The sequence below is a fragment of the Promicromonospora panici genome, assembly GCF_900608595.1.
In the GTDB taxonomy this organism is placed as follows: Bacteria; Actinomycetota; Actinomycetes; order Actinomycetales; family Cellulomonadaceae; genus Promicromonospora; species Promicromonospora panici.
Window position 1 is genome coordinate 24,750 of the sequence record NZ_UWYY01000008.1, and the last position, 25,035, is coordinate 49,784.

18 protein-coding genes are annotated in these 25,035 nt (G+C 70.6%); 13 read left to right on the forward strand and 5 right to left on the reverse strand.

Going from position 1 to position 25,035, the window contains the following annotated elements; genetic code table 11:
• Positions 1 to 584: 584 nt before the first annotated feature.
• Positions 585 to 2,216, reverse strand: a complete 1,632-nt coding sequence (locus tag EW117_RS10600; RefSeq protein WP_129786486.1) for a glycosyltransferase family 39 protein — start codon at positions 2,214 to 2,216, stop codon at positions 585 to 587.
• A 167-nt stretch (positions 2,217 to 2,383) separates the two neighbouring features.
• Here EW117_RS10600 and EW117_RS10605 point away from each other — a divergent pair, with 167 nt between their 5' ends.
• From EW117_RS10605 to EW117_RS10620, 4 genes are all read left to right on the forward strand, one after another.
• The gene (locus EW117_RS10605) at positions 2,384 to 3,493 is read left to right on the forward strand and encodes a glycosyltransferase family 2 protein (RefSeq protein WP_129786488.1); all 1,110 of its coding nucleotides are present in this window, start codon (positions 2,384 to 2,386) and stop codon (positions 3,491 to 3,493) included.
• The gene (locus EW117_RS10610) at positions 3,493 to 4,617 is read left to right on the forward strand and encodes a glycosyltransferase (RefSeq protein WP_129786490.1); all 1,125 of its coding nucleotides are present in this window, start codon (positions 3,493 to 3,495) and stop codon (positions 4,615 to 4,617) included. Before EW117_RS10605 ends, EW117_RS10610 begins: the two co-directional genes overlap by 1 nt.
• A 149-nt stretch (positions 4,618 to 4,766) precedes the next feature.
• Positions 4,767 to 5,699 carry a lysylphosphatidylglycerol synthase domain-containing protein gene (locus tag EW117_RS10615; protein WP_129786492.1) on the forward strand — a complete coding sequence of 311 codons (933 nt, stop codon included), beginning with the start codon at positions 4,767 to 4,769 and terminating at the stop codon, positions 5,697 to 5,699.
• A 51-nt stretch (positions 5,700 to 5,750) separates the two neighbouring features.
• The gene (locus tag EW117_RS10620; protein WP_129786494.1) at positions 5,751 to 6,116 is read left to right on the forward strand and encodes a DUF3499 domain-containing protein; all 366 of its coding nucleotides are present in this window, start codon (positions 5,751 to 5,753) and stop codon (positions 6,114 to 6,116) included.
• A gap of 146 nt (positions 6,117 to 6,262) precedes the next feature.
• Here the strand turns inward: EW117_RS10620 and manA are convergent, their stop codons facing one another.
• The gene (gene manA, locus EW117_RS10625) at positions 6,263 to 7,501 is read right to left on the reverse strand and encodes a mannose-6-phosphate isomerase, class I (RefSeq protein ID WP_129786496.1); all 1,239 of its coding nucleotides are present in this window, start codon (positions 7,499 to 7,501) and stop codon (positions 6,263 to 6,265) included.
• Between the two features lie 859 nt (positions 7,502 to 8,360).
• Here manA and EW117_RS10630 point away from each other — a divergent pair.
• From EW117_RS10630 to EW117_RS10645, 4 genes are read left to right on the forward strand one after another with little or no spacing between them, the layout of a single operon-like run.
• Complete coding sequence (locus EW117_RS10630; RefSeq protein ID WP_129786498.1) at positions 8,361 to 9,869, forward strand: phosphomannomutase/phosphoglucomutase; 1,509 nt, start codon at positions 8,361 to 8,363, stop codon at positions 9,867 to 9,869.
• Positions 9,866 to 10,066, forward strand: a complete 201-nt coding sequence (locus EW117_RS10635) for a Trm112 family protein (RefSeq protein ID WP_242504216.1) — start codon at positions 9,866 to 9,868, stop codon at positions 10,064 to 10,066. Before EW117_RS10630 ends, EW117_RS10635 begins: the two co-directional genes overlap by 4 nt.
• Positions 10,067 to 11,821, forward strand: coding sequence for a glycosyltransferase family 61 protein (locus EW117_RS10640; RefSeq protein WP_129786500.1), 1,755 nt, complete (start codon positions 10,067 to 10,069; stop codon positions 11,819 to 11,821).
• 18 nt (positions 11,822 to 11,839) lie between these two features.
• Positions 11,840 to 13,096 (forward strand): glycosyltransferase family protein, encoded by a 1,257-nt coding sequence (locus EW117_RS10645; protein WP_129786502.1) that lies wholly within the window; start codon positions 11,840 to 11,842, stop codon positions 13,094 to 13,096.
• Between the two features lie 28 nt (positions 13,097 to 13,124).
• Here EW117_RS10645 and EW117_RS10650 read toward each other — a convergent pair whose 3' ends face one another.
• Together EW117_RS10650 and EW117_RS10655 are read right to left on the reverse strand one after the other, a co-directional pair.
• Positions 13,125 to 14,351 (reverse strand): polysaccharide pyruvyl transferase family protein, encoded by a 1,227-nt coding sequence (locus EW117_RS10650; protein WP_165362641.1) that lies wholly within the window; start codon positions 14,349 to 14,351, stop codon positions 13,125 to 13,127.
• Between the two features lie 171 nt (positions 14,352 to 14,522).
• Positions 14,523 to 15,821: a SpoIID/LytB domain-containing protein gene (locus EW117_RS10655; protein WP_129786506.1), complete on the reverse strand. Its 1,299-nt coding sequence runs from the start codon at positions 15,819 to 15,821 to the stop codon at positions 14,523 to 14,525.
• Between the two features lie 125 nt (positions 15,822 to 15,946).
• Between EW117_RS10655 and EW117_RS10660 the strand changes: the two genes are divergently transcribed.
• The 5 genes from EW117_RS10660 (at position 15,947) to EW117_RS10680 (ending at position 22,957) form a co-directional block, all read left to right on the forward strand.
• Entirely contained in the window at positions 15,947 to 17,851 is a 1,905-nt protein-coding gene (locus tag EW117_RS10660) for an N-acetylmuramoyl-L-alanine amidase (RefSeq protein WP_129786508.1), read from the forward strand.
• Positions 17,852 to 17,934: 83 nt separating this feature from the next.
• Positions 17,935 to 18,870: a hypothetical protein gene (locus EW117_RS10665; protein WP_129786510.1), complete on the forward strand. Its 936-nt coding sequence runs from the start codon at positions 17,935 to 17,937 to the stop codon at positions 18,868 to 18,870.
• Positions 18,871 to 18,978: 108 nt separating this feature from the next.
• Entirely contained in the window at positions 18,979 to 20,322 is a 1,344-nt protein-coding gene (locus tag EW117_RS10670; RefSeq protein ID WP_129786512.1) for a polysaccharide pyruvyl transferase family protein, read from the forward strand.
• Positions 20,323 to 20,468: 146 nt separating this feature from the next.
• On the forward strand, positions 20,469 to 21,368 hold the full coding sequence (locus EW117_RS10675) for a hypothetical protein (protein ID WP_129786514.1): 900 nt from the start codon (positions 20,469 to 20,471) through the stop codon (positions 21,366 to 21,368).
• Positions 21,369 to 21,460: 92 nt separating this feature from the next.
• Positions 21,461 to 22,957 carry a polysaccharide pyruvyl transferase family protein gene (locus EW117_RS10680; protein WP_129786516.1) on the forward strand — a complete coding sequence of 499 codons (1,497 nt, stop codon included), beginning with the start codon at positions 21,461 to 21,463 and terminating at the stop codon, positions 22,955 to 22,957.
• A 153-nt stretch (positions 22,958 to 23,110) separates the two neighbouring features.
• Here EW117_RS10680 and EW117_RS10685 read toward each other — a convergent pair whose 3' ends face one another.
• Complete coding sequence (locus EW117_RS10685) at positions 23,111 to 25,027, reverse strand: glycosyltransferase (protein WP_129786518.1); 1,917 nt, start codon at positions 25,025 to 25,027, stop codon at positions 23,111 to 23,113.
• Between the last annotated feature and the right edge of the window lie 8 nt (positions 25,028 to 25,035).

Sequence of the window (25,035 nt, forward strand, 5' to 3'; positions counted from 1 at the left end):
CCCGTCGAGCCCGCGCCGGATTGCCGTCGCGGCCAGCCCGAACAGCACGGTGACGCCGAGGGCCGCCAGCAGGTCGTTGTAGGCGTTGCCGCCCACGTGCGCGGCGGCGGGCATCACCCCCACGAGCAATCCGACGAGCATTGGCAGCACGCTGTGCGGCCCGGCCAGGCGCCGGGTGCTCCACCACGCCGCGAGCACCAGGACCCCGCTGAGCAGCACGTTCACGCCGCGCGCGGCGTAGACGGCGGCCACCGGATGGCCGGCGTCCGCCAGCGGGCCCACGAACGGGGCGATCAGCAGGTAGTACAGCGGCGGGTGCTGGGCGGTCCACTGCACGGGGGCGAGCCAGGCGCCGTCGGGCCGCAGCTCGAGCCCGTCCTCGAAGACCGGCAGCTCGCCGTGCCACACCTGGTAGGCGTAGTCGACGTGCGGGGGCTCGTCGCCCGTCGCGTAGGGGGCGTCGGCGAGCGCGACGAGCAGGGCGAGGAGCATCCCGGTGAGCACTGCGCCGCCGAGGGCGAGGCGCTCGGCCCGGCCGCGGACCCGCGGCCGGATCCGGGCGACGGACCGGGTGAGCGCGCGGATCATGCGGCCAGCAGCGGGTCGGCGTCCACCCCGGCGGCCCGGTCCGGCCGGCGCTCGCCGAGGGCGGTGCGGGTGAGCGAGAAGGCGATGGCGGCGCAGAGGGCGAGGCCCCCGGCCACGACCGTGACCAGCACGGCGCCCGGGAACGCGTACCAGTGGGCGACTGCGGCCACCGCCCTGCCGAACGCGTCCGGCCCGCCGTCGTACGGCATCCAGTACAGCCGCCAGACGTCGTGCTGGTAGGCGAGGTGCATTCCGCCGGCGAGCACGAGCAGCGCGAGCGGCACGGCCCGGCGCCACGCGGCCCGCAGGGGCGACGCACCGGCGAGCGCGACGACCATCAGCCCCACCAGGCCCGTGTACAGGTACCGGCCCTGCTGGGCGGCCCCGAAGTCGTGGAACGCAGCGAACTGCTCCCACGAGCCGCGCGCGACCATCCCCGCGAGGGCGGGCACGGGGAACAGCAGGACGAGCGCGTCGAGCCGGGGGACCGGGCGGCGCACCAGAGCGGTGACGAGCCCTGCGAGGACGACGACGAGCGCCACCCGGGCCATCCACCACGAGGCGTCGTGCTCGCGGGCCGCCGCATGATCCTGCACGAAGAAGAGCGTGATCATGCGCTCGGTGAACCGGCCGAGCCAGGTGAAGCCGCCGTCGGACCAGCCGTAGACCGGGGTCAGGTCGGGCGGGGTGGCGTGCGTGCCGTGCGGCTGCAGCATGCCGTGGACCACCACGTTGCGGACCCACCAGGCGACGCCCGGAAGGGTGACGACGGCGACCACCAGCAGCGACGTCAGGGCGGCGCCGAAGCGCTCACGCCGCCGGTACGCCGCGACCAGGTAGGCCAGCGCGATCCACGCGGGGAACATCAGCGCGAAGCCCTTGGTCAGCAGCGCGAGCATCGTCACCAGCCCGAGCAGGACGGCGGTGCGGCGGGTGAGGTCCCCGGTGAGGACCCGGATCACCAGCAGCGTGGCGCACGCCCCGAGGATCACGAGGAGGTTGTCGTTGTTGACCGCGGACTCCAGGTGCGTCAGCTCGGGGACCGCGAGCGGCACCAGGGCGGCGGCCACCGGCAGCGGGTCGGGGAGCCGCAGGCGCCGCGCGGCGGCGAACAGCAGCAGGGGCAGCGGCAGTGCGAGCAGCGCGTTCCACCAGCGCAGGCTCAGCCACACCCGGTCCAGCGGCGCGTCCTGCCAGTCGGGCACCAGGCCGACGACGCCGGCGCCGAGCACGTAGTACAGCGGCGGATGCTGGACGAGCTGGTTGAACACGGGGACGACGTCGCCGTCGGGCCCCTCCACCGTCATCGTGGCCGAGCCGCCGGACTCCAGGTACGAGGACCGCTCGTCGCGCTCGGGGATGTCCTCGCGGTCCGCCAGGTGCTGCGGCCCGTCGAGGCTGTCGGGCTCGACGAAGCCACCGGCCGTCACGCCCTGCGTGACGTACGAGGTGCCGGGGCCGGGCCACGGCCAGGCGTCGCCCTGCCGCACCTGGAGGATCAGGTCCACGTGCTGGCGCTCGTCGGGCGAGCGGACATTGGGGAAGACGGCGGTCTGGCCGAGCATCACCGCGAGGTGCAGGAGCACGATCAGCCACACGACGACCGGAACCGTGCGAGGTCGGGTCACGCGTGCAGAGTATCCGCGCCGCCTCGGCCGATCGATTGCCCCGTGATCACGTCCAGGTAACAGTCACTCCATGGCACCCAATGTTCACGCCCCGGTCATCTGCCGTGCTTACGGTTTGTGAAGCCACTCACTGCTTGCCGAAAACCTGATACCGAAAGCACAGGGCCATGAAGCTGTTCGTGCAGATTCCCTGCTTGAACGAGGAGGAAACCCTTCCTCTGGTGCTTGCCACGATTCCACGGGACATCCCGGGAGTCGATGAGATCGAGATCCTGGTCGTCGACGACGGGTCCACGGACGCCACCGTCGAGGTGGCGCGTCGCCTCGGGGTGCGCCACTTCGTGCACCACACGCGGAACATGGGCCTGGCCCGGTCGTTCAGGGACGGCATCGACTACGCGCTGCGGCACGGCGCCGACATCGTGGTGAACACCGACGGCGACAACCAGTACCCGCAGGAACGGATCGGCGACCTGGTGATGCCCGTCGTGCTGGGCGACGCCGACATCGTGATCGCCGACCGGCAGACCGGGACGATCGAGCATTTCTCCCCGCTGAAGAAGGCGCTGCAGAAGGTGGGCAGCGAGGTGGTGAACTTCGCCGCGGGAACCGATCTGCCCGACGCCGCGAGCGGTTTCCGTGCCTATTCACGCGGGGCGTTGTTGCGGCTCAATGTCGTCACGCAGTTCAGCTACTGCATGGAGACGATCATCCAGGCCGGGCACAAGCGGCTGCGGATCCAGAGCCTGCCGATCACCACCAATGCGAAGACCCGCGAGTCGCGGCTCTTCACGAGCATGTGGCAGCACATCGCCAAGTCGGGTCAGGCCATCAGCCGGTCCTACGTGATGTACAAGCCGCACGCGGTCTTCCTCACGCTCGGGCTCGTGTTCGCATTGGGCGCGGCGGTGCCGTTCGCCCGGTACGCGGTGCTGCTCGCGACCGGAACCCCTGGGCAGCACCTCCAGTCGATAGTGCTCGGGGCGACCTCCATGGTCGGGGCGCTGCTCAGCTTCGCCCTGCTCGTGCTCGCCGACCTGCAGCGCACCAACCGGGTGCTGCTCGAGGACACGCTGGAGCGCCTCAAGGAGGTGCAGTACGGCCTGGCGGCGGTTCCGGTGGCCTCCGGCGCGCCCGAGAACCGGAAGTCCTCCGGTGGAAACCGGCCGGGACCCGTCAACCGGTCGGCGCCCGTGGACCGGCCCGTTCCCGCGGACCGGCCGGGTGCGGCAGGGACCGGCGACACCGGTCTCGCGGACGTCCCGGCGGCCGTGTAGTGATCGCCTTCGGCACGTACGACGCCGCACGGCACCCCCGCATCGCCGTCCTCGTCGCCGGGCTGCGTGCCCACGGGACCAAGGTGACCGAGCTGAACCGGCCGCTCGGCCTGACCACCGCCGAGCGGGTCCGCATGCTCCAGCAGCCGTGGCGGCTGCCCGTGCTCGCGGGCCGGCTGCTGCGGTGCTGGGCCGGGCTGGTCGGCGACGCCGTGCGGCTGCGGCGCGTGGAAGGGCGGCCCGGGGCCGTGCTGGTCGGATACCTGGGTCACTTCGACGTGCTCCTGGCGCGGCTGCTGTACCCGCGCTCGGTGGTGGTGCTCGACCACCTGGTCTTCGCCGGCGACACGGCCGCCGACCGCGGGGCCGCCGGACTGCGCGTCCGGCTGCTGACCGGCCTGGACCGGCTGGCCGTCGCGTGCGCCGACGTCGTGGTGACCGACACGGAGGAGCACCGGCTGATGCTCCCCGACGCCGGCAAGGGCGTCGTCGTGCTGGTCGGGGCGCCGGACGCGTGGCGGACGGCGGCGGCGTCGGCCCCGGCACCCTCGGTCGAGCCTGTTGAGCCTCCGGCTGATGCGGGGCAGCTGTCCGTCGTCTTCTTCGGTCTGTACACCCCGCTGCAGGGCGCACCCGTCATCGCCGAAGCGGTGCGGGACGCCGTCGCCGCGGGCGCCGCGCTGCGCGTCACGATGGTCGGCAACGGCCAGGACCTGCCCCGGGCCCGCGAGATCCTGGCGCGGACACCGGGCGTGACCTGGCGCGACTGGGTCGAGCCGGACGAGCTGCCCGCCCTCGTCGCCGGCCACCAGATCTGTCTCGGCATCTTCAGCGACACCCCGAAGGGCGTGCGGGTGGTGCCGAACAAGGTGTACCAGGGGCTAGCGGCCGGCTGCGTCGTCGTCACCTCGGACACCCCGCCACAGCGCCGGGCCCTGGGGCAGAACGTCGAGCTCGTCCCGGCGGCCGACCCCGGGGCGCTCGCGGCCCGGCTCGCTGAGCTCTGCGACCCGGCCGCGCTGGCCGTCGCACGGGAACGCGCGGCGCGCGGCCGCGACCGGATCCGACCGCAGGTGGTCACCGAGCCGCTGGCCGTGGAGCTGCGTCGCCGGGGTGTGCTGTGACGACGGGTGGTGCCGCGCCGACGGGTGCCGCGCCGACGGGTGCCGCGCCGACGGGTGGCGCGCCGACGGGTGGCGCGCCGACAGGCGCAGCGCCGCCGGGCAGCGCGCCGGCAGACGGGCGGACCCCGGTCGTACGAGGAACCCTCGGGTTGCTCCGCTCGCCCTGGGTGCGGTGGGGCTTCCTCGTGACCGCGCTGGCGCTGGCGGTCTGGTACGTGCTGGGCAACCGCGAGCCGCTGCTCCGGGCCGCGGCCGGCCTGTCCGGGACCGAGGTGGTCCTCGTCGTCGTCCTCGGTGTCGGATACGTGTGGTGCACGCTGCTGGCGTGGCGCGCCGTCCTCGCCGACCTGGGCTCGCCCCTGTCGCTGCGGAGCGCCATCGCGGTGTTCGGGATCAGCCAGCTCGGCAAGTACGTGCCGGGCGGCGTGTGGAACGTCGTGGCCGCCGCCGAGTTCGGCGCCGGGCACAGTGTGCCGCGCAGCCGGTCGGCCGCGTCGATGCTGGTGGCGGTCGCCGTGTCCGTGGCCTCGGGGGCTGCCGTGGGCGCCGTCGCGCTGCCGTTCGTCTCGGCGGGTGCGCTGGGGGCGTGGTCGTGGGTGGTGTGGGCGGCTCCGGCCGTGGTCGTGGTGCTCGCCCCGCCCGTGCTCAACCGGCTGATCGGCCTGGCGGTGCGGGTAGCCCGGCGTGGTGCGCTGGAGCACCCGATGACCTGGGGCGGCCTGGGCCGCGCCGCCGCCTGGTCGGTCGCGGGATGGCTCGTCGCCGGGCTGCAGCTCTGGGTGCTCTGCACGGCACTGGGTCTGCCGCCCACCGCGCGGACGTTCGCCCTCGCGACCGGCGGCTGGGCGCTCGCGTGGACCGCCGGGTTCCTGTTCGTCGTCGCGCCGGCCGGCGCGGGGGTGCGCGAGGTGGTGCTCGCCGCGGTGCTCGCGGGGGCGCTGTCCGGGCCAGCTGCGGGACTCGCGGTACTGGTCAGCCGGGTCGTCCTGACGCTGGTCGACCTGGCCTTCGCCGGTGCGGGGCTCCTGCTGGCCCGCGGTGTGCGGCGCCCCGGCGTCGAACCGCCACCGTTACGCCCGTGACCGCCCGGCGTGTTCGGCGCGTTGTTCCCGGTCAGGGCGTAGTCTCGGCGCGTGAGATCGGTGAGACAGTGTTCGCGCTCGGCCTGCACCAACGCGGCCGTAGCGACGCTCACGTATGTGTACGCGGACTCGACAGCGGTACTGGGTCCGCTTGCGCACCTGGCCGAGCCCCACAGCTACGACCTGTGTGCTGAGCACGCCGAGCGTCTGACGGCGCCGCGCGGGTGGGAGGTGGTTCGCCTCATGCCCGAGTTCGAGGACGCCGGGCCGAGTCCCGACGACCTGTCCGCCCTGGCCGACGCCGTGCGCGAGGCCGGACGAGTGCGCCGCCCTGCCGCGGAGCCCTCGTCGGTCACGGAGACGGCGCGCCGAGGCCACCTAAGAGTCCTGAGAGCCGACGACGACAGCACCGCCTGACTCCGACCCCCGCCGAGGTAGAACTCTGGCGAGGTAGAACCAGGGCGAAGTAGAACTCTGGCTAGGTAGGACCGCAGGCCGCTGCGCTTCTACTTCGCCCTGGTCCTACTTCGCCCTGGTCCTACCTCGGCGAGATCGGTGTGGGTTTACGGGACCCAGGCGCAGACTGCGTGGCCCGCGCCCGAGAGCTCCAGGTTGCCCGCGTCGTGCGGGACGAAGACCGAGTCACCCTGGACGAGGCGGTGCGGGCCCTCCTCGGCCCGGTCCGCGTCGAGCTTCAGCTCGCCGGCCAGGCACAGCAGGATCCGGGGGCCCGTGGCGGGCAGAGTGACCGGCTCGGCGGGGTCGACGTCGGCCGTCGTGAGCGCGAACTCCGTGACCGGCACGCGGTAGGTGTGCACCTGCCCGCGGCTGCCCGCCGTCGTCATCTCGGGGATGGACGGCTGCTGCGGGGCGAACGACGTGCAGGCGACGAGGTTCTCCTCGTCGACGAGCTTGGTGGTGAGCCCGGCGCGCAGGACGTTGTCGGAGCTCGCCATGATCTCGATGCCCAGCCCGGACAGGTAGGCGTGCACCACGCCCGCCGGCGTGAACGCGGCCTCGCCGGGCTCCAGCGAGAACCGGTTGAGCATGAGGGACGCGATCGCCCCCGGGTCGCCGGGGTGCTGCTCGGCGAGGTCGATCACCGTACGGTCGGCGCGCTCGAACGACGAGCCCGCCGCCAGCCGGGCCCGCACCGAGTCGAGCGTGGTCCGGATGTCGGCCGTGCTGGCGTCGGAGGCGCGCGCGGACAAAAGATGGTTGAACGCCTCACGCATGCCGTCGTGGCTGCGGTCGCGCAGCAGCGCGGTGCGGACGCCGTCGACCAGATTGCCCGACAGGCCGTCCAGGACGTCCAGGATGATGCGCGGGGTGCGGAAGCCCGCGAGCCCTTCGAACTGCGACAGCGCGACGATCATCTCGGGCTTGTGCTGGTCGTCCTTGAACGACCGCTTCGGCGACGTCAGCGGCAGGCCGGCCTTGTTCTCGCGCGCGAAGCCCTCGCGAGCCTGCCGCGGGGACGGGTGCACCTGGAGGGACAGCGCCTTGCCCGCGGCCAGGACCTTCAGCAGGTACGGCAGGCGGGGGCCGAACTGCTCCGCCACGCGGTGGCCGAGCGTCTGCACGGGCGCCTCGCTGACCAGGCGGTCGAGTGTGACGTTCTCGTCCTGGATCACGCTGATCGACGGCGCGCTGGTGTGCGCGCCGAGCCACAGCTCGGCCTGCGGACCCCCGTCGGGCTCGTTGCCGAGCAGGTGCGGGATCGATTCGACGGACCCCCAGTCGTACCGCTGAATCGTGTTGGTCAGTGGCAGGGGCGCGTGAAACTGGGCTACGGCAAGCACCGCGCAAGGATAGCCCGGCGACTGCGACCAAAGAGTGAAGACGGTCCGTTCGGGCGACGGCGACGGCAGGAGGACCGCACCGTCGTCCTACTGGTTCGCTCGCGGGCAGGGCAGGGTGAAATACCCGTTCAGACGATGAATCGGTCGACCATCCGGCGCTACCGTTTCCTGTTCGCCGTCGACGGTCGCACCGCCCTGAGGGAGAGGCCAGTTGGGGTACGTACACAAGGTTCCCGCGTGGGCTGGACCGTTGGGTGCGGCGGTTCGCGCACCGGTTGGCCGGGCTGGAGGCTCGCGACCGGCAGCGGTGGATCGGCTGGCGAGTGCTCCGGGAGCGTGAGCGGCCGACACGTCGTCCACAGACCGATCCCCATCTATCTGCTGGTGACGACACGACGGTCGGTAGCGATGAATGCCGCATTCTGACGTTGAGGGTGCTGCCCACCCCCGCTCCCGCAACCGGCGGAACGACGGTGCCACCGAGTCGTTGGACCCTCGAGCTGTGGGACGGCGGCAGTGCGCACCTCGTCCCTTCCGGCTCGTCTGACGCACCGACAGACGTCACCGTGATCGGCCTCGTCAGCGGTTTTCACCCTGGCAATTGGCGCGGTTGGGTCCGTTCGCACTGGCTTTTCCTGTCGGACGGCGCACATGTGCCCGTCGACCATCACGCGGCTGCGGTACTTGATGCCGGAGAGTCCCTGGGTATCGAGCTGGTCCGGCCACGGATGACCGCTTGACCGTGCACAAGCCCTCGAGCCGCAAACCGCGCACGCGCCCAGCCTGGGGTCGGATCTGCGGCTCAAAGAGAGTGGCGGGGGTGATGATCCGAGCCGGTGTCGGCACGTAGGCTGGCCGCGTGGCAGCGGACCTCTCCCAGATCATCAAGGCCTACGACGTGCGGGGCACAGTTCCCGATCAGCTCTCGCCCGAGGTGGCGCGTGCGATCGGGGCCGCGTTCGCCCGGGTGGTGGTGCTGCCCGATGCTGACGGCGGCGCGGACGGCGGCGTCGAAGCCGTCGGGACCGAGGCCGGGTCGGAGCGGCCGGGCGTGGTGATCGGCCGAGACATGCGTGACTCGGGTCCTGCCCTGGTCGACGCGTTCGCCGCCGGGCTAGCAGCCGAGGGCGTGGACGTGACGTTGATCGGGCTGTGTTCCACGGACGGTCTGTACTTCGCGTCGGGCCAGCTCGATCTGCCGGGTGCGATGTTCACCGCGAGCCACAACCCGGCGCAGTACAACGGGATCAAGCTGTGCCGGTCGGGTGCCCGCCCGGTGGGCCAGGACACCGGTCTGGCGCAGATCCGGGACCTGGCGCAGGGCTTCCTGGACGAGGGGATTCCCCAGCCGGTCGCCGGGCCGGGCCGGGTGATCGAACGCGAGATGCTCGCGGACTACGCAGGGTTCCTGCGGTCGCTGGTGGACCTGTCCGGTATCCGCCCGCTGAAGGTCGTGGTCGACGCCGGCAACGGGATGGCGGGCCTGACCGCTCCGGCCGTCCTGGAGGAGGCGGCGGGCCTGGCGGGGCTGCCGCTGGAGGTGGTGCCGTTGTTCTTCGAGCTGGACGGGTCGTTCCCGAACCATGAGGCCAACCCGCTGGAGCCGGCCAACCTGATCGATCTGCAGGCCGCGGTGGTGGCCAACGAGGCCGATCTCGGGCTGGCGTTCGACGGTGACGCGGACCGGTGCTTCGTGGTGGACGAGCGCGGTGGCGCGGTCTCGCCGTCGGCGGTCACCGCGTTGGTGGGGCTGGCCGAGGTGACCAAGGAGCTGGCCGCGGGCCGTACCCCGACCGTGATCCACAACCTGATCACGTCGCGGGCGGTGCCGGACCTGCTCTCGGCGGCCGGGGCGAGCACGGTCCGCACCCGGGTGGGGCATTCGTTCATCAAGGCGCAGATGGCGCAGCACGGTGCGGTGTTCGGTGGGGAGCACAGCGCGCACTACTACTTCCGGGACTTCTGGTTCGCGGACACGGGGATGCTGGCCGCGTTGCACGTGCTGGCCGCGGTGGGCACGCAGGACCACAAGATGTCCGAGCTCGCGGAGATGTTCGAGCCGTATGTCGGCTCGGGCGAGATCAACTCGACGGTGTCGGACACCGCGGCGGCGACCGAGCGAGTGCTGGATGCCTACCGTGCGGCGTATCCCGCGATCGTGGTCGACACCCTGGACGGGGTGACCGTCTCGCACTGGGAGGCGCACCCGCAGTGGTGGTTCAACCTGCGCGCGTCCAACACCGAGCCCTTGCTGCGGCTCAACGTCGAGGCCGCGGACCAGGACATCATGGAGAAGGTACGCGACGACGTCCTGTCGCTCGTACGCGAGACGGCCGATGGCCTGGCCGAGGGAGAAGAGACACCGTGAGCACTGGCAAGATCGAAGCGCTGGAGCCCTGGGTGCGCGACATCCTGCGCTGCCCCGTGACCGGAGCGACCCTGGTCGACGGCGTCGGGCCGGACGGCGAGCCCGAGCTGCACTCGACCGACGCCGAGCGGCCGCTCGCCTACCCGGTGCGCGACGGCATCCCGGTGCTGCTGGTCGACGACGCGCGCGAGCTCTGAGTGGACCTGCTTCGCCGGGTGATGCGCCGAGGCGCGGAACCGGCCACGGCGCGATGGCGCCCGCTCCTGCACGAGGCCGTGAACCGGCTGGACGGGTTCGTACCCCGGCGGGTGCTGCTGCTCGTCGACGGTGAACGACCCGATTCCAGCGGCGGCGCGGTCGAGGCAGCGTTCCCGGGCGCCGAGGTCGTCGTGCTCGACGGCGGCAACCACGAAGACCTGTTCGCGGCGGCGGCCGGCCAGGCGCAGGCCGACCTCGTCGTTGATGCCCGCGTCAGCCCCGCCGCCCAGAAGTACTGGGCGTTCCGCCGCCTCTTCCTCAGCCTGCGCGACGGCGGGCGCTACGTCGTCCTCACGATCCCGGACGAGGATCCGGCGTCGGACAGGACGCCGCCGGCCGCCGTCGTCGACCCCTATCGCCGGCCGGTCGAGGTGACGCCGCCGGCCGGGAGCCTCGATGACTGGCTGACGACGCTGCAGGGCGCGCGACGCTGGAGCATCGCACGGCGTCGCCGGGAGCTCACCCAGCTCGAACGGCAGCTCGTGCCCGCGGTGGGTGAGGTCGTGCGCGCCGACGAGATCCGGATCATCACCAAGGTGGGCGAGCACCTCCTCAAGCTGGATCCCGCCGGCACGCGGTCCGCGCTGGTGCGGCGGGGCGTGCGGCACCGGGAGATCACGCGGCGGCCGGCACGTACGGTCAGCACGCCGGTCAGGCTGCACTCGAACGCACCGGAGTTCTCCGCCGCGCGGTTCCCCGCGACGGAGGAGGTCCCGGAGCTGGTGTGCCGGACGTACGAGGACGTGGTGTGCGCGCCACGGCAGGTCGTCTCGGTGGCGGGGCTGCTGCTGCCCGAGTCGTACGTGCAGCCATGGCGTCGCCCCCTCGGGCAGCTCACCGGGAACACCACCGCGAGCGAGTACGGCACGGCGCCCGTCCGCGACGGCGGTCTCCTGGAGCTCGCGGGGACCTACTTCCATCTCGACAACGAGGTGCCTGGTCACTACGGGCACTTCCTGACGCACGACCTGACCAGGCTGTGGGCCTGGGACGAGGCGCTGGCGGCCTTTCCGGACCTCCGGATCCTGCTGAGCGGCACGGGCGACGAGAACGCGGCTCCGGGCTTCGTCCTCGAGATGCTGGCCGCGTTCGGGATCGGGCCGGACCGAGTGACGGTCCTCGCGGGTCCGACGCGCGTCGAGCGGCTCGTGACCGCCACCCAGGCGTTCCAGCAGCCGCTCTTCCTCGCTCCCGAGGCCGCCGTCGCGTGGTCGCGGGTCCGGGACTCCCTCGTCCGGTCGGCGGGCGAGGTCACGGTTCCCACGCACGCGTTCGTGGGGCGGACGGACCAGACACGACGCGCCTGCCGGAACGGTGTGGAGGTCGAACGACGGTTCGCGGAGGCTGGATTCGAGATCGTCCACCCCGAGCTGCTGCCGCTCGCGGTCCAGGCGAAGCTGTTCGCGCAGGCGGAGGTCATCGCAGGCTATGCGGGTTCCGGGATGATCAATGCGGTCTGGTCCCAGCGGCCCGCGACGCGGATCGTGATCTCGTCACGCTCGTACCCCGCGATCAACGAGTACCACCTGGCCAGGCTCTTCGGATCGGACCTGCACTATCTGTGGTGCGACCCGGACGTGCCCGTGCCCGAATCGGGCATGACCAAGCAGGCGTTCCACTCAGGCTTCGCCGTCGACCTGGAGCGTGACGGAACGATGCTCGACGAGCTTCTTGGTAGCACGGGGACGATCTGAATGGATAGTCTCTCGAACATGTCAGAAACGCCGTTCAGCGGTGGTGATGTGCTGATCACGCAGGGCCGGCTCAGGGGTATGGGCGGCTCGGAGATGATCGCGCTCGAGATGGCGGAGCACTTCGCGGCCGCGGGCACCCGAGTCGTCGTGGTGGCGCGGTCGATCGACGACAAGATCGCCTCGCTGTTCACGGCGGTGCCCGGTGTCGAGGTCCGGGAGAGCACGTGGCCGGGTCTCGACGACCGGCTGACCTCCGTCCCGTTCTCGCTCGTCTGGATACACCACAACCTCGTCCCCGGCGCCGTGCTGCGGGGCGCCGTCGACGCCCCCGTCGTCTTCGCCCACCTGTCGGCGACAGTTGCGGCCGAGGCGCCCCTGGTGCCAGGGCTCGAGGCGGCGCTGGCGTCAGCCGTGGTCTTCAACTCGCCGGAGTCGCGCGATGCGCAGGTCGCTCTGGGGCTTTACGAGCAGGTAGCTCCCGAGCGGCTCCACGTCTTCCCGAACCCGGCACCCGACCCGTTCGGGGAGGTGCTCGACCGGGTGCCTGGCGAGCGTCCCAGGCTCCTCGTGGTCTCGAACCACATTCCTCAGGACCTGCACCGGGCGCTCAGGCGGGTCGGAGGCACGTTCGACGTGACGCTCGTCGGGCAGCAGACTCATCTGGGTGCCACGCCGCAGCGTGTCGACGCCGAGCTGGTAGCCGCTCACGACGCCGTGGTGAGCATCGGCAAGACCGTCCAGTACGCGCTGGTCGCCGGCCGGGCGGTGTTCTGCTACGACCGGTTCGGCGGGCCGGGCTGGCTGGACACCGAGAACGTCGACAGCGCGGCAGCGACGAACTTCTCCGGACGAGGGTTCGACAAGCGGCGCCCGGCCGAGCTCGCCGGAGAGCTCATCGACGGCTGGGAGCGAGGTCTCGAGTTCTCGCGCGCGTACCGGGAGACCGCGATACACAGGTACCGGCTCTCCGACGCGTTGCAAGAGCTGCGTACGAAGGTCGAGGCCGCCGGATCGCCGTCCGGCCGACCAGCGCGGGACCTGGCCGCCGCCTCGTCGCTCCTCGACCGGCTCCTCCGGTCGACGACGGTGGCCAAGGACAAGGCGGTCGCGGAGCTCAAGGTGACCGAGGCGCAGGTCGAGTCGCTCGCGAAGGAGCGGGACGCACTGCGGGCCGAGCTCGACAAGCACGTCGAGAGCCGGGTGTACCGCCTCGCGCAGCGCTACCGACGGTTGAGGCGAGCCGTGCGCGGAGGTATCCGGACGCGGTTGAGGTGAGTGCCCTCCGGTGGTCGGGCGCCCGTGGTCAGGAGCGTGTGGCGGTCCCGGTGATCGCCCTGGTGAAATCCGCGACCACGCGGCGGCCGTTCGACCGCGCACTGCGCGACACCCGGCGGCGTACCGCCGAGTTCGCGTAGCCCAGGACGACCTCCGCGAGGTGGCCACCCTGCTTCTTGCCGCCGGAGAAGAAGGGCTCCTCGACGACTTCCCCGCCGAACGGGACGACCTCGTACAGCGAGCGGGTCTTGTGGGAGTTCGATGCCATGAGCACAAAGGGCGTGCCGCCGAGCGATGCGAGGATGCTCGGGTGGTAACGGCCCGAGACCAGTGCCGTCGCGTTCCAGAGCAGCCGGGAAGCCGCGCTGAGCGGCACCTTGGGGTCGACGCAGACGATGCCGGTGCCGTCCAGGGTCTCTGCGAGCTTGCGGTCGGGCTCGTCAGTGCTGGCGAAGACCGTCTCGACGCCGCGCGACGCGAGCTGGTCGGCGAACGCGATCATCGTGTTGCGGAACCGGGCATGGTTGATCCGGTAGCGCGAGGTCCCGGAGACGACGGCGTACGGCCGGCGCTCCACGAGCAGCCGTTGGACGGAGATGGGCAGGCCTTCGGTCTCCGGTGAGAACGCGTCCCGCCGCGCGAGGTCGGTGCGCGCGTACGCCGCCCAGGAGAAGAGCGCATCCGGGCTCCACGTCGCGTCCAGGCGCGGAAAGAGCTCGCGGTGCAGGGCGAGGCTGTGGGGGTCGCGGTACACGACCGAGTCGCACAGCTCGATGGTCGCGCCGACCTGGTCGATGATGAGCTGCTCGTGGTCGGGCGGGGTCGGCCCGTGGGAGAGGATCGAGTTGAGCAGGTGGACGGGCTTGCCCAGCTTCTTGGCGGCGCGCATGGTGGCCAGCGTGCGCACGAGGGTGAGGCGTTCCCTCAGGATGAGGTCGCCCTCGCCGTTCACCACCAGCTCGTCGGCCCCCTCCAGCATGTCGTGCAGCTCGATCAGCAGGGCTGACGCTCCGCTCGGCGGCGAGGCGATCTCGGTGGCGATGTCGTCCACGAGATCGAACACCGTCCGGCCCGGGGTCCTCTGGTCATGTTCCGTGAGCTGCTGAAGGATGTACGGTGCCCCGATCGCCGACTCGATCCGACGTCCGGCGGAACCCTCGATGATCCGGCCGAGCGCGAGGCTGGTGGACCGCCCTCCCCAGTTCGACCGGGTGAGTGGGTCGTGCAGGCGATAGACAGAGCTCTTGACGGGCACGGTTTTCCTTGAGGTCTCGATGGCCCGTCCGGGGATCTGTTGGACGGCCAGCTGAGATTACGATGTCGCGGCCTGTACAGAGCCGGTTTTTGGGCCCACTTTCCGGGAGTTCACCCGCTGTCCTGCCGATAGTTCACCCGTTGTCCGGAATGTGCGCGCCATGGCTGTGTTTCAATCTGCGCGGATGCTCTTGAACCAGGACGACGGCACGTCGCCCGCGATCGTGTGGTCGCCGACCAGCGACCGGATCTCGTCGGCCTTGCCCGAGATGCTTCTGGTGACACCGGTCGGTGACGTCGCCACCAGCGTCCGGGCCTGACCGCTCGAGTACTTGTCGGCGACCCGGATGGACGCGACCCGCAACAGGCCGAACAGGTCCTGCGCCGCCGCCTGCCCGATCGCCCGGTACCAGCGCGCATAGCCGTTGCCCGGCGCCGCCGCCGAGTACGGGTCCGCGACGGATCGCTCGTACGGGACGAAGGAGGACCACACGTCCTCGGAGTTCGCGGTGCGCCCGCCGCTCGACGAGTAGTAGTGGGCGGTGACCGTCTCGCCGCCGTAGGTCAGCACGCTTCCGCTGGTGAGCGAGGTGGTGGTGGATCGGACGGCGTTGCGCCAGTAGTCGTTCGCGAAGCCGGACGCGTGCTTCCACCCGGAGAAGTACTGGTCGCGCACGTCGTCCACGACGTGGCACTCGCAGACGGGGTTCCGCTGCCGCATCTTGAGCACCGCGTAGGAACGTGCGACGACGGCCTGGGCGCGCAGCGCCTCCTGCCCGCCGGTCGTGCCCCACGACGCGGGCATCTCGGCGAGGCCGTACAGGTACTGGGTGTTGAGTCGCAGCCGGTTCACGATGTTCGGCACGCCCTCCGACGCGCTGAGCAGGAGCTGCCCGTACCGGTAGGACCCGTGCGCGCCCGCGACGGTCACCGTCGCCGGCGTCGCGTCCGGCCGGTAGTAGGGAGTGCCGGCCCACTGCAGCACCATGCGCTCGCGCTTGATCGTGCGGCCGCTCGGGAGCCGCACCAGGCCGTCGCCCTTCGACGTCGACATGCCCAGCGTGCCCGAGCCGCGGGCGATGGTCTGCGTGCCCACGCGCAGCCGCCACCCGCCGTCGTGCACGGTGATCTTCGTGGCGGTCGTGTCCTCGTAACCGGAGAACGAGTACGGCTCCGGCCCGTACACCTGGACGTCGATCAGCGCCTTGGTGGCGACCCGGGCAGCGGCGGAGCCCCGGTAGTAGTGGGCGAGGATCCCCGTGGCGGAGCTGCCCCGGCGGGACATCTCGTACGCGCCGTACTGCGGCATCCCGATGCCGTGCCCGTAGCCGGAGCCGGTGATCACGAACTTGCCCGGTACGGCGGCCGACGCCGTACCCGGCGTCGCGACGAGCGTCGCCGCGACCAGGGCGAGGGTCAGGAGCAGACGGCCCCAGCGATGCGGTCGGTTGGTATCAGTTCGGGTGTTCATGTGCGCTCATTTCCTTCCAGCCACTGTGCATCACTGGAGTGCGGACGGCACGTCGGCGAGGGCGAGTGGGCGATTCGTCGGGATCTTCGGTGCGGTACGGCTCGGCCGTGGTTACGGTCGAGCAGATGAGGCCACTCGTACGCCGCACGACCACGGCATCCCTGGTGCTCGCGCTCGCGATCGGCGGAGTACTGCTCCCGGCGGTCGAGCTGCCCCTGCCCGAGGCCGCCGCCGTACCGCCGGAGGTCGGCGTCGTGCCGGTCGCGGGGATCGACGCGACGGCGCGCAGGGACCCGACCGCCCTGGGCAGGGCCGAGGGCCACGCGGTTCCCCACGCCCAGGACCACGCGGACGGTCCGGCCGCGCCCGGCCGGCTCGCGGCGCTCAGCGGCCGCGCGGAGACGCTGGAGTTCCTCGTCGCCGGTGTCACGTGGGACGCGGGCACGGCGGAAGAGGTCACCGAGGTGGCGCTGCGGGTCCGCGAGGACCGGGGCTGGGGCGGCTGGCAGTCGGTCGGCGTGGAGAACATCGGTTCGGACGGCGGCGCGGCGACCGACGGGCGGGCCGGTACGGAACCGTTCCTCTCCACCGGCGCGGACGCCGTCCAGGTGCGCGTCCGGACGCTGAGCGGGCGGGCGCCGTCGGGCCTGCGGGTCGACGTGGTGGACCCGGGCGTCGCGGCCGCCGACCGGTCGGCCACACGGCCGCCGAGCTCGGCGACCGCGGCGACCGGCGACGAGATCCGGCCCGCGCTGGTCCCCCGCAGCGGCTGGGGCGCCGACGAGTCGCTCGGGTCGATGTGGCCGGAGGTGTCGGGCCGGCTGGACGCGCTGTACGTGCATCACACGGCGGGCACGAACTCCTACAGCCGGAGCCAGTCGGCCGCCATCGTCCGCGGCATCCACGCGTACCACACGAAGTCGCGCGGCTGGCCGGACATCGGCTACCAGTTCCTCGTGGACCGGTACGGGACGGTCTTCGTGGGGCGCAGGGAGGCGGCCACCGACAATCCGATCGGCGCGCAGGCCGGGGGCTTCAACACGGGCACCATCGGCGTCTCGGCGATGGGCAACTTCGAGACGACGGGCCCCACCGCCTCGATGCTGCGCAGCCTGGAGCGGGTGCTCGCCTGGAAGGCGTACCGCTATCACGTGCCCGTGACCGGGTCGGTCTCCCTGCCCAACGGAGGCAGCCCGGACTCGAACACGCGCAGCAGCCCGGGCGGCGTCGTCCGGGTGCCGCGGATCCTGGGGCACCGCACCACGCACTGGACCGCGTGCCCGGGGGAGCGCCTGCAGTCCCGGCTGCCCGCGATCCGGCGGACGGTCAAAGCGATGAAGGACGCCGCCCTCGACCGCTACGGCACCGTCCGGTACCCGACCGGCGAGATCCAGCCGCATGCCGCGACGGCGAACCAGTACCCGATCCAGTGGCCTGCCCGCACGCGCTTCTCTTGGGACCCCGAGCCCGGGGCCGTGCGCTACCAGGTGCTGGAGCGGTACGCGGGGTACGGGTCGCCGATGCCGAACGAGCGCTACTGGCGCCGCATCATCACGGTTTCGGGCACCTCGGCCAACCTGTACGCCGCCGAGGGGCTCTCGGTGCAGTACGCGATACGGGCAGTGGACAGTGCCGGCCGGCTCGGTCCCGTCTCGCACCTCGTGCGGACCAGCCGCCCCGTGCCGTTCACGGCGATGGCCCGCACCACGGGCACCTGGGCGCGCGTTTCCGACGGCGACTACTTCCGCGACCGGGCGTGGTCCACGATCCACGCCGACAGCCGGCTGGTCGTGTCCGGCGTCGAACGCGTGACACAGGTCCGGGTCATGGTGGCGACGGCGCCCGGCCGCGGCAGGGTGGCCGTGTACGTCGGCAGCACCCGCGTCGGGGTGATCAACACCGACGCCCCGAGCGACGCGCAACGAGTCTTGACCGTCCGGCTCCCGGAGGCGATGTCCGGACGGGTGACGCTGCGGACGCTCGACGAGGCGAGAGTGCGGGTCAGCGGGGTCGCGTTCGTGCGGTGGTGAGGCACTGACGTAGGAACTTCACGGTGCGGGTTAAATCCGCCTGTATCCTCGTGGGCGTTCATCGTCCCGAAAGGTTGATTTCCGTGAAGCACCTCGTCCTGCACGTCGGCGCCCACAAGACCGGTACGACGCTGGTGCAGAAGGCCCTGCAGACCAACCGCGAGGCGTTCGCCGCCCGCGGCTACGACGTCCTGATCCGCAACGAGTACGAGAACCTCACGGAGGGCTACCACTCGCGGTGGCGGCGTCAGGGCGGGAGCCTCGGCAACGTCACGAAGGCATTCGAGATGGTCCGCGACGCCGCGACCCACGACAGCCTGGTCATCTCGCACGAGGACCTCCTGGCCTCGGTGCACTCGTTCCGGACCGGGCCCCTGTACGCGCCCGCGGACAACGTCCTGCGCATCGCCCACAAGGTGCTGGAGCCGGAGCGCACCACGGTGCTGCTCTACGTGCGCCGCCAGGACCGGTTCGTCGAGAGCTCCTACCTCCAGACCGTCCGGGTGGGCTCGACCAAGTCCTTCGCGGAGTTCATGAAGCCCGTGACGACGGAGAACCTGCGGTGGGACAGCCTCGTCGACAAGATCAAGGACTCGATCCCCGCGGGCTCCGAGGTGCGCGTCAACTACTTCGAGGGCATCAAGGAGCTCCGCTCGCGGCCGTTCGTGCGCGAGTTCTTCCAGCAGACCGGTGTGGGTGTCGATCCCAAGTTCGCGTTCAACACGGAGGCCGTCAACCGCGGGTATTCTGATGCGGCACTGAAGTTGGCGCTCGTCGGCAACGGCGAGCTCGAGTCGGAGGACCGGCGCAAGCTGCGGCTGTTCCTCGACGCCAACTTCTCCAACGTGACGCACCCTTCACCGCTGCTCTTGACCAAGGAACAGCGTGAGGAGATGCTGTCCGCGCTCGCGCCGTCGAACAAGGCGCTGCACGAGATGATCACCAGCGGCCTCTCGAAGGGCGCGGTGGACCTCGAGGTGAACAGGGGCGAGTCGCCCTACCTTCCCAGCGGGAAGTGAACCGGCTCGCTCGACGACTCCCCGCCGTCCCCGGACGGCGGGCTTGGCAGAACTGACCCAGTGATCAAGGATGGTGCCCGTGCATTCCAAGAACCGGCGCGTGACACGATGAAGCGACTTCGACTTTTCCACTTCGACATCAAGACGTACGGCAACTACGGGGACACCCTGCTGTTCGAGGCCGTGCGCGAGCTCTTCGAGGGCTTCGCGGGCGGGGACGCCTTCGAGGTCGTCCAGAGCAGGCAGCTGCGCGACCCCGTGACGCCGCGTCTCGTCGACTTCATCAACGAGAACGTCGACGCCGTCGTCGTCGGCGGCGGTGGCCTGTTCCTCAGCGACACCAACCCCAACCAGCGCTCCGGCTGGCAGTGGAACATCTCGCTGGACCTGCTGCGCCGCATCGAGAAGCCGCTCATCATCTTCGCGGTCGGGAACAACCGCTTCATCGACCAGGCGGACTTCGCGGACCCGTTCCGCGAGCACGTGAACCTGACGCTCGAGAAGTCGGTCTTCTTCGGTCTGCGCAACCACGGTTCCGTGGAGACGATCAAGGAGTACATCAACGAGCCGAACCGGGACCGGGTCGCGTACCAGCCCTGCCCGACGACGCTGTCGTCCTTCCTGTACCCCGACCTGTTCAAGGCCGAGATTCCGCATGAGCGGCGCATCTCCGCCCACTCGATCGTCGGCAAGCGCCAGGCGCGCGCCGGGTTCGACGCGGACAAGATCTACGACGACCAGATCGACGTCCTGGAGAAGCTCTCCGGCGAGGGCTGGCGGGTCGAGGGCGTGCCGCACGCGCGCGCCGACATGGGCTTCCACGACCGCCTCACGGAGCGCGGCATCGTCTCCAGCGAGCACGTCCTGTGGGGTAACCGCGACGTGCTCTACCAGGGCATCGAGTACTTCGCCGACCTGCCGATCATCCTGGGCACGCGTGGTCACGCGCAGATGGTCCCGTTCGGCATGGGCACCATCCCGCTGTCCCTGTACGTGCACCACAAGATCCGCTATTTCGCTACCGACATCGGTCACGCGGACTGGGCGATCGACCCGCGCAAGGACGACTTCCAGGACACCCTGTACAAGACGATCAACGAGGTCCACGAGCGTCAGCCGGAGCTGCGCAAGGAGCTCGCCGACGTCCGTCAGGGCTTCTTCGACACGTCCATGGACAACCTCGCCGGGATCTACAAGAGCCTGACGGGGGAGACGGTCGCGCCGTCGTTCCGCGCGCTGACGCCGCCGGAGCGCCGCACCGCGGCGCGGCTGTACGACGTCTCCATGCGCTACGACAAGCTCGAGCAGGACAACGGCCGGATCAAGCGCGAGCTGACCAAGGTCCGCAAGGAGCTCGACCTCGTCGAGATCGACGGGCAGCCCCGTCGGTCGGTGACGGACGGTCTGCGCCGCCGGCTGCGCCCGCTGCGCAAGCGGCTCGCGGGCAGCTGAGCTGAATCGAGCGGAGGCGCCGAGGCGGTCAGGTGACCACCTCGGCGCTTTCGTGTGTCCGGGAGGGTGAACTACCCGCGGTCCGGCGGGTGAAGTGTCCGCAGTCCGAGCGCCGACGCACGCACCGGCGCGTAATGTTCGATTTCATGAAACACCTCGTCCTCCACGCGGGCGCCGCCAAGACCGGCACGACCTTGGTGCAGAAGGCGCTCCACGCGAACCGGGAGGCATTCGAGACCAGGGGATACGCCGTACTGGTCCGGCACGACTTCGAGACCGGCACCGGCGGAGCACACGCCCACTGGCGCCGGCGGGGCGCGAGCATCGACAAGGTCAACGTCGCCTTCTCGCGCCTGCGGGACCAGCTCGAGCAGGAGAGCCTGATGCTGTCGCACGAGGACCTGTTCGCGACGGTGTCGTCCTTCCGCAAGGGGCCGATCTACGGGCCGGCTGCCGACGTGTTGCGCATCGCCCAGGAGGAGTTCCGGCCCGAGCGGACGACGCTCCTGTTCTACGTGCGCCGGCAGGACCGGTTCGTGGAGAGCGCCTACCTGCAGACGGTCCGGATGGGATCCACCCTCACGTTCGAGGAGTTCATGGAGCCGGTCACGGCGGAGCGCCTGCACTGGGACGTCTTGGTCGACCAGATGCGGGAAGCCCTGCCCGAGGGCGCCGAGCTGAAGATCAAGTACTTCGAGAGCATCAAGACGCTTACCGCACGGGGCTTCGTGCGTGACTTCTTCAAGGCGACCGGTACAGGCGTCAACCCGAAGTTCACCTTCAACACCCAGAGCGTCAACCGGGGCTACTCGGACATGGCTCTGCAGATGGCGCTCTTCGGCAACGGCCTGCTGGAGAGGGACGACGCGCGGAAGCTGCGCCACTTCCTGGACGACAACTTCTCCAACCTGACGCACCCGGCGCCGCGGCTCCTCACGCCAGAGCAACGGCACGAGCTGCTCAGCGCGCTGCTGCCCTCGAACAAGGCTCTGCACGACATGATCGGGGAGGACGGCCCCTCGCCGTACGTGCCCGACAACCAGTAGTTCCGCCCCTCGACGACGCCACCGGGCCGGACCGGCCCATGGTTGTTACTCTGCCCACGGGAGGCGGTCCCATCGCGTGATGTGAGGGGACGATGAATCGTCAGCGACTGCTCCACCTCGATCTCAAGACCGTCTACAGCTACGGGGACCAGCTGCTCTTCGAGCTGGTCCGGCAGTCGTTCAACGCCTGGGGCGGTGGAGACTACTTCGAGCTGACGACCACGAGCCCGTTCCGCGAGGCGGCGACCAGCTCGTTCGTCGACGACGTCAACGAGAACTTCGACGCGGTCGTCATCGGCGGAGGCGGGATCTTCCCGCGGCGAACGAACGCAACCCCCGCCTCCGGCTGGCAGTGGAACATCACGACGGACCTGCTGAAGCGGCTGAAGAAGCCGATCATCGTCTTCGGCGCGGGCAATCCCGCTCAGTTCGTCCCGGAGGGGTACAACCCGGTCTTTCGCGAGCACATCAACCAGACGATGTCGCAGAGCATCTTCTTCGGGCTGCGCTCCACCGGCGCCGTGGACGACATGCGGGCCTGGCTGGACGATCCCGCCTCGGCGCCGCTGACCATGCAGCCGTGCCCGACGACGATCGGCCGGGTGCTCCTCCCGCGTATCGCCGGGGCAGAGCCCGTGCCGGACAAGCGCATCGGCATCCAGGTCGGCCTCGAGGTGGCCCACGTCGAGGCCGGGCTCGAGCCCGGCGCGATCTTCCCGCAGCTCCGTGACCTGATCCTCAAGCTCCAGGCGGATGGCTGGGACGTCGAGTTCGTGGGGCACAAACGTACGGACATGAAGTTCTTCCGGGAGCACGGCGCAGACCTCGGGCTGACCGGGCGGGCGCTGTTCGGTAGCCCGAAGGTGCTGTTCGAGGGGATGCGGCACTACGCCCGACTGCCGATCGTCCTGGGCGCCCGCGGCCACTCGCAGATGATCCCGTTCGGTCTCAACAACATTCCGCTGTCCCTGAGCACCAACAACAAGATCAGGTACTTCGCGCGGGAGATCGGGCACCCCGAGTTCCTGATCGACCCGTGGCAGAGCGACTTCGCGAGTGCGGCGCTCACGCAGATCAAGGCGGCGGAGGCAGACCGCGCGACGCTGCGCACGGAGCTCGCCGCGACGCAGCAGCGCTTCGTCGACGTGACGACCAGCAATCTGTCGACGATCTACGAGCGTCTGACGGGCGACCGGGTGACCGCCGAGCTCGTGCCGTACAGCGATCGCGAGATCAGCCTCGCCCAGGCGGACTACGCCGACGACTACGAGCGGCGCCGGCTCGTGGAAGAGGCCGTCGCGGTGGCGACCGGTGTCGCGCGTCAGGAGGGCGGTGCGCTCGGCGGGGATGTGGCGGGCGTTCGGGTCGTCCCCTCCCCGGCGGGGGTCGCGTACGCGGAGCAGCCGCGCGACTTCGCCCTACGGTTCGACAAGCTGGAGCAGGACGTCGGCGAGATCAAGGCGGAGCTGACCAGGGCGCGCGGGGTCCACGAGGCCACCGCCGGTCACCGCCGGCTGAAGCTGCCCGCGGGCGTGCGTCAGCGACTGCGCCCGCTTCGCCGCCTGCACGACCGCTTCGTCGGCCCGTAACCCATCCGCCGAGGTAGAACTCTGGCGAGGTAGAACCCTGGCGAGGTAGAACCGCAGCGAAGTAGAACCGCAGCGAAGTAGAACCGCAGCGCGCGCTACGGTCCTACCTCGCCAGGGTCCTACCTCGCCAGAGTTCTACCTCGACGGGGTGGGTCAGGCCAGCTTGCTCTTGATGGAGCGGGCCTGCGCCAGCATCACGTCGCGCATGACGCTCCGGCGCGGGTCGATCGCGTACGCCTGCTTGAGGACCCGCGCGCAGTCGTCGTGCCGGCCCAGCCGGCGGTACGCCTTGGCGAGCTCGCGCAGCTCGGCCGACGTCGGCTCGCGCTGGGCGATGACGGCCTCGATGACGCGGACGGCGTCGGCGGCCCGGTTCGTCTTGTTGGCCTGCTGGGCCTGACGGAACGGGCTGGCGCTGCCGGCCTCCGGCGGCTTTCCGCCGGCCGCGGCGTGCCGCAGCTCGCGCACCAGCTCGTTCTTCTCCCAGTCCTGGAGGTGGTCGAGCCAGGCGTAGTCGAGCTGGTCGTACCGCTCGCCCTTCGACGTCGGCTCCCAGGGCTTGCGCCCCACGTAGTGGAGAACCTTGACGTCCTCCTCGTTGAACACCTGCGGGTGGTGGGAGTAGATGCGCTTGGTGGTGTTGTACTCCAGGGGGAGCTTGCGCCAGTCCGAGAAGAACTGGTTGAGGAAGCCCTGGTCACCGCCGTCGTACGACGTCGTGTGGTTGAGCTGCGACATCATGGTCTCGAACATGCCGTGCGACGGGTTCACGGCGAAGACGCCGGAGTTGAAGACGTTGCCGTCGGGGAGGTCCAGACCCGCGTCGGGCACGGCGGCGAAGTCGTCGCCGTCGAACAGCTCGTCCAGGCTGCCCTTCACGACGGTGTCGCTGTCGAGATAGACGAGGCGGTCGAAGAAGTCGAGCCGGAACACGTGGAGCTTCGTGTAGGTCATCGCGAAGCGGGCCTGGATCTTCTTGCCGCCCGAGTTCATCGGGTTGCGGATGCCCGGTACCTGGATGGTCCGGATGCCGCTCGCGGCGAGGGCCGCGCGGTCGGCGTCGGGCGTGACCAGGGCGATCAGCGGGACGTCGGTGTGCTCGCGCAGCGAGTTCGCCAGGGCGCGTGCGCCGTGGTGGTACGCGCCGGAGACGACGGTGACGTACGCGCACTTGCGCCCGTCGATGTCCTTCCACAGCGGACCGCCGACCTCGGGGATGACGACGGACGAGTCCTCGCCGACCTCCGGGAACGAGAGGTCCACCGTGTCCTTGGACGCGGCCAGCGTGGGCACGGCCTCGGGCGTGAGGTGCGGTCGGTCGGTGAGCTCGTCGGCCTGCGGCACGAACAGGTGGAGCGTGTCCGACTGGCTCACGGAGCGGATCGTCGCGTCCGGGAACTCCGCGATGCACGAGCGCAGGAACGCGAGGTCGGAGTCCAGGCCGTGCGCCGACTCGTAGCCCGGCGTGAGGTCCTTGTCCTTGAGCGCGGACTCCGCGGCCTGCGTGACGGTGTAGCCGTACCGGCTGTCCTTGGACTCGTACAGATCGACACCGGCGAGGTAGATCTCGCGGAAACCGACGCCCAGGCCGAACGCGAGGGCCTGCATGCCCGTGGTGGGCAGGCCCGGCCGGCTCATGAACGCGCGGGCGAGGCGGGGGTGCCGGGCCGGGATCGACCAGGAGTCCAGCTCCTCGACGCCGGCCATCGGCTCCGGCTCCAGGCCGTACTTGTCGCCGTCGCGGTTCGCGGCGTGGCGCATGGGGCTGAGGATGCGCCGCACGTCGTAGCGGCTCGACCGCATCTCCTCCTGGAGAAGCTTTTCCAGCTTCTCGTTCGGGATGGCGGTGAAGTACGCGTCCACCCGGTCCCCGAAGTGGTAGTTGCTCTCCAGGAAGAACCAGTTCATCCGGAAGACGACCACGTCAGCCGGGATCCGGTGATAGGGAGGCATGGCCGACGACGGCCCGTTGCCAACGATGAGCAGGGGCCTGTCGATCAGGTCGGCGAACGACGCGATTTCCGCGTCGCCGGGCTCACGGCCGAGCGGAACGCTCCGCATGGTGGGCATCGGGTAAC

Bases quoted from the DNA above. Each gene is read 5' to 3' on its own strand.
- EW117_RS10605 (WP_129786488.1), top strand. From the start codon at position 2,384: ATGAAGCTGTTCGTGCAGATTCCCTGCTTGAACGAGGAGGAAACCCTT.
- EW117_RS10645 (WP_129786502.1), top strand. From the start codon at position 11,840: ATGTCAGAAACGCCGTTCAGCGGTGGTGATGTGCTGATCACGCAGGGC.
- EW117_RS10655 (WP_129786506.1), bottom strand. From the start codon at position 15,821: ATGAACACCCGAACTGATACCAACCGACCGCATCGCTGGGGCCGTCTG.
- EW117_RS10660 (WP_129786508.1), top strand. From the start codon at position 15,947: ATGAGGCCACTCGTACGCCGCACGACCACGGCATCCCTGGTGCTCGCG.
- EW117_RS10670 (WP_129786512.1), top strand. From the start codon at position 18,979: ATGAAGCGACTTCGACTTTTCCACTTCGACATCAAGACGTACGGCAAC.
- EW117_RS10675 (WP_129786514.1), top strand. From the start codon at position 20,469: ATGAAACACCTCGTCCTCCACGCGGGCGCCGCCAAGACCGGCACGACC.
- EW117_RS10680 (WP_129786516.1), top strand. From the start codon at position 21,461: ATGAATCGTCAGCGACTGCTCCACCTCGATCTCAAGACCGTCTACAGC.
- EW117_RS10685 (WP_129786518.1), bottom strand. From the start codon at position 25,027: ATGCCCACCATGCGGAGCGTTCCGCTCGGCCGTGAGCCCGGCGACGCG.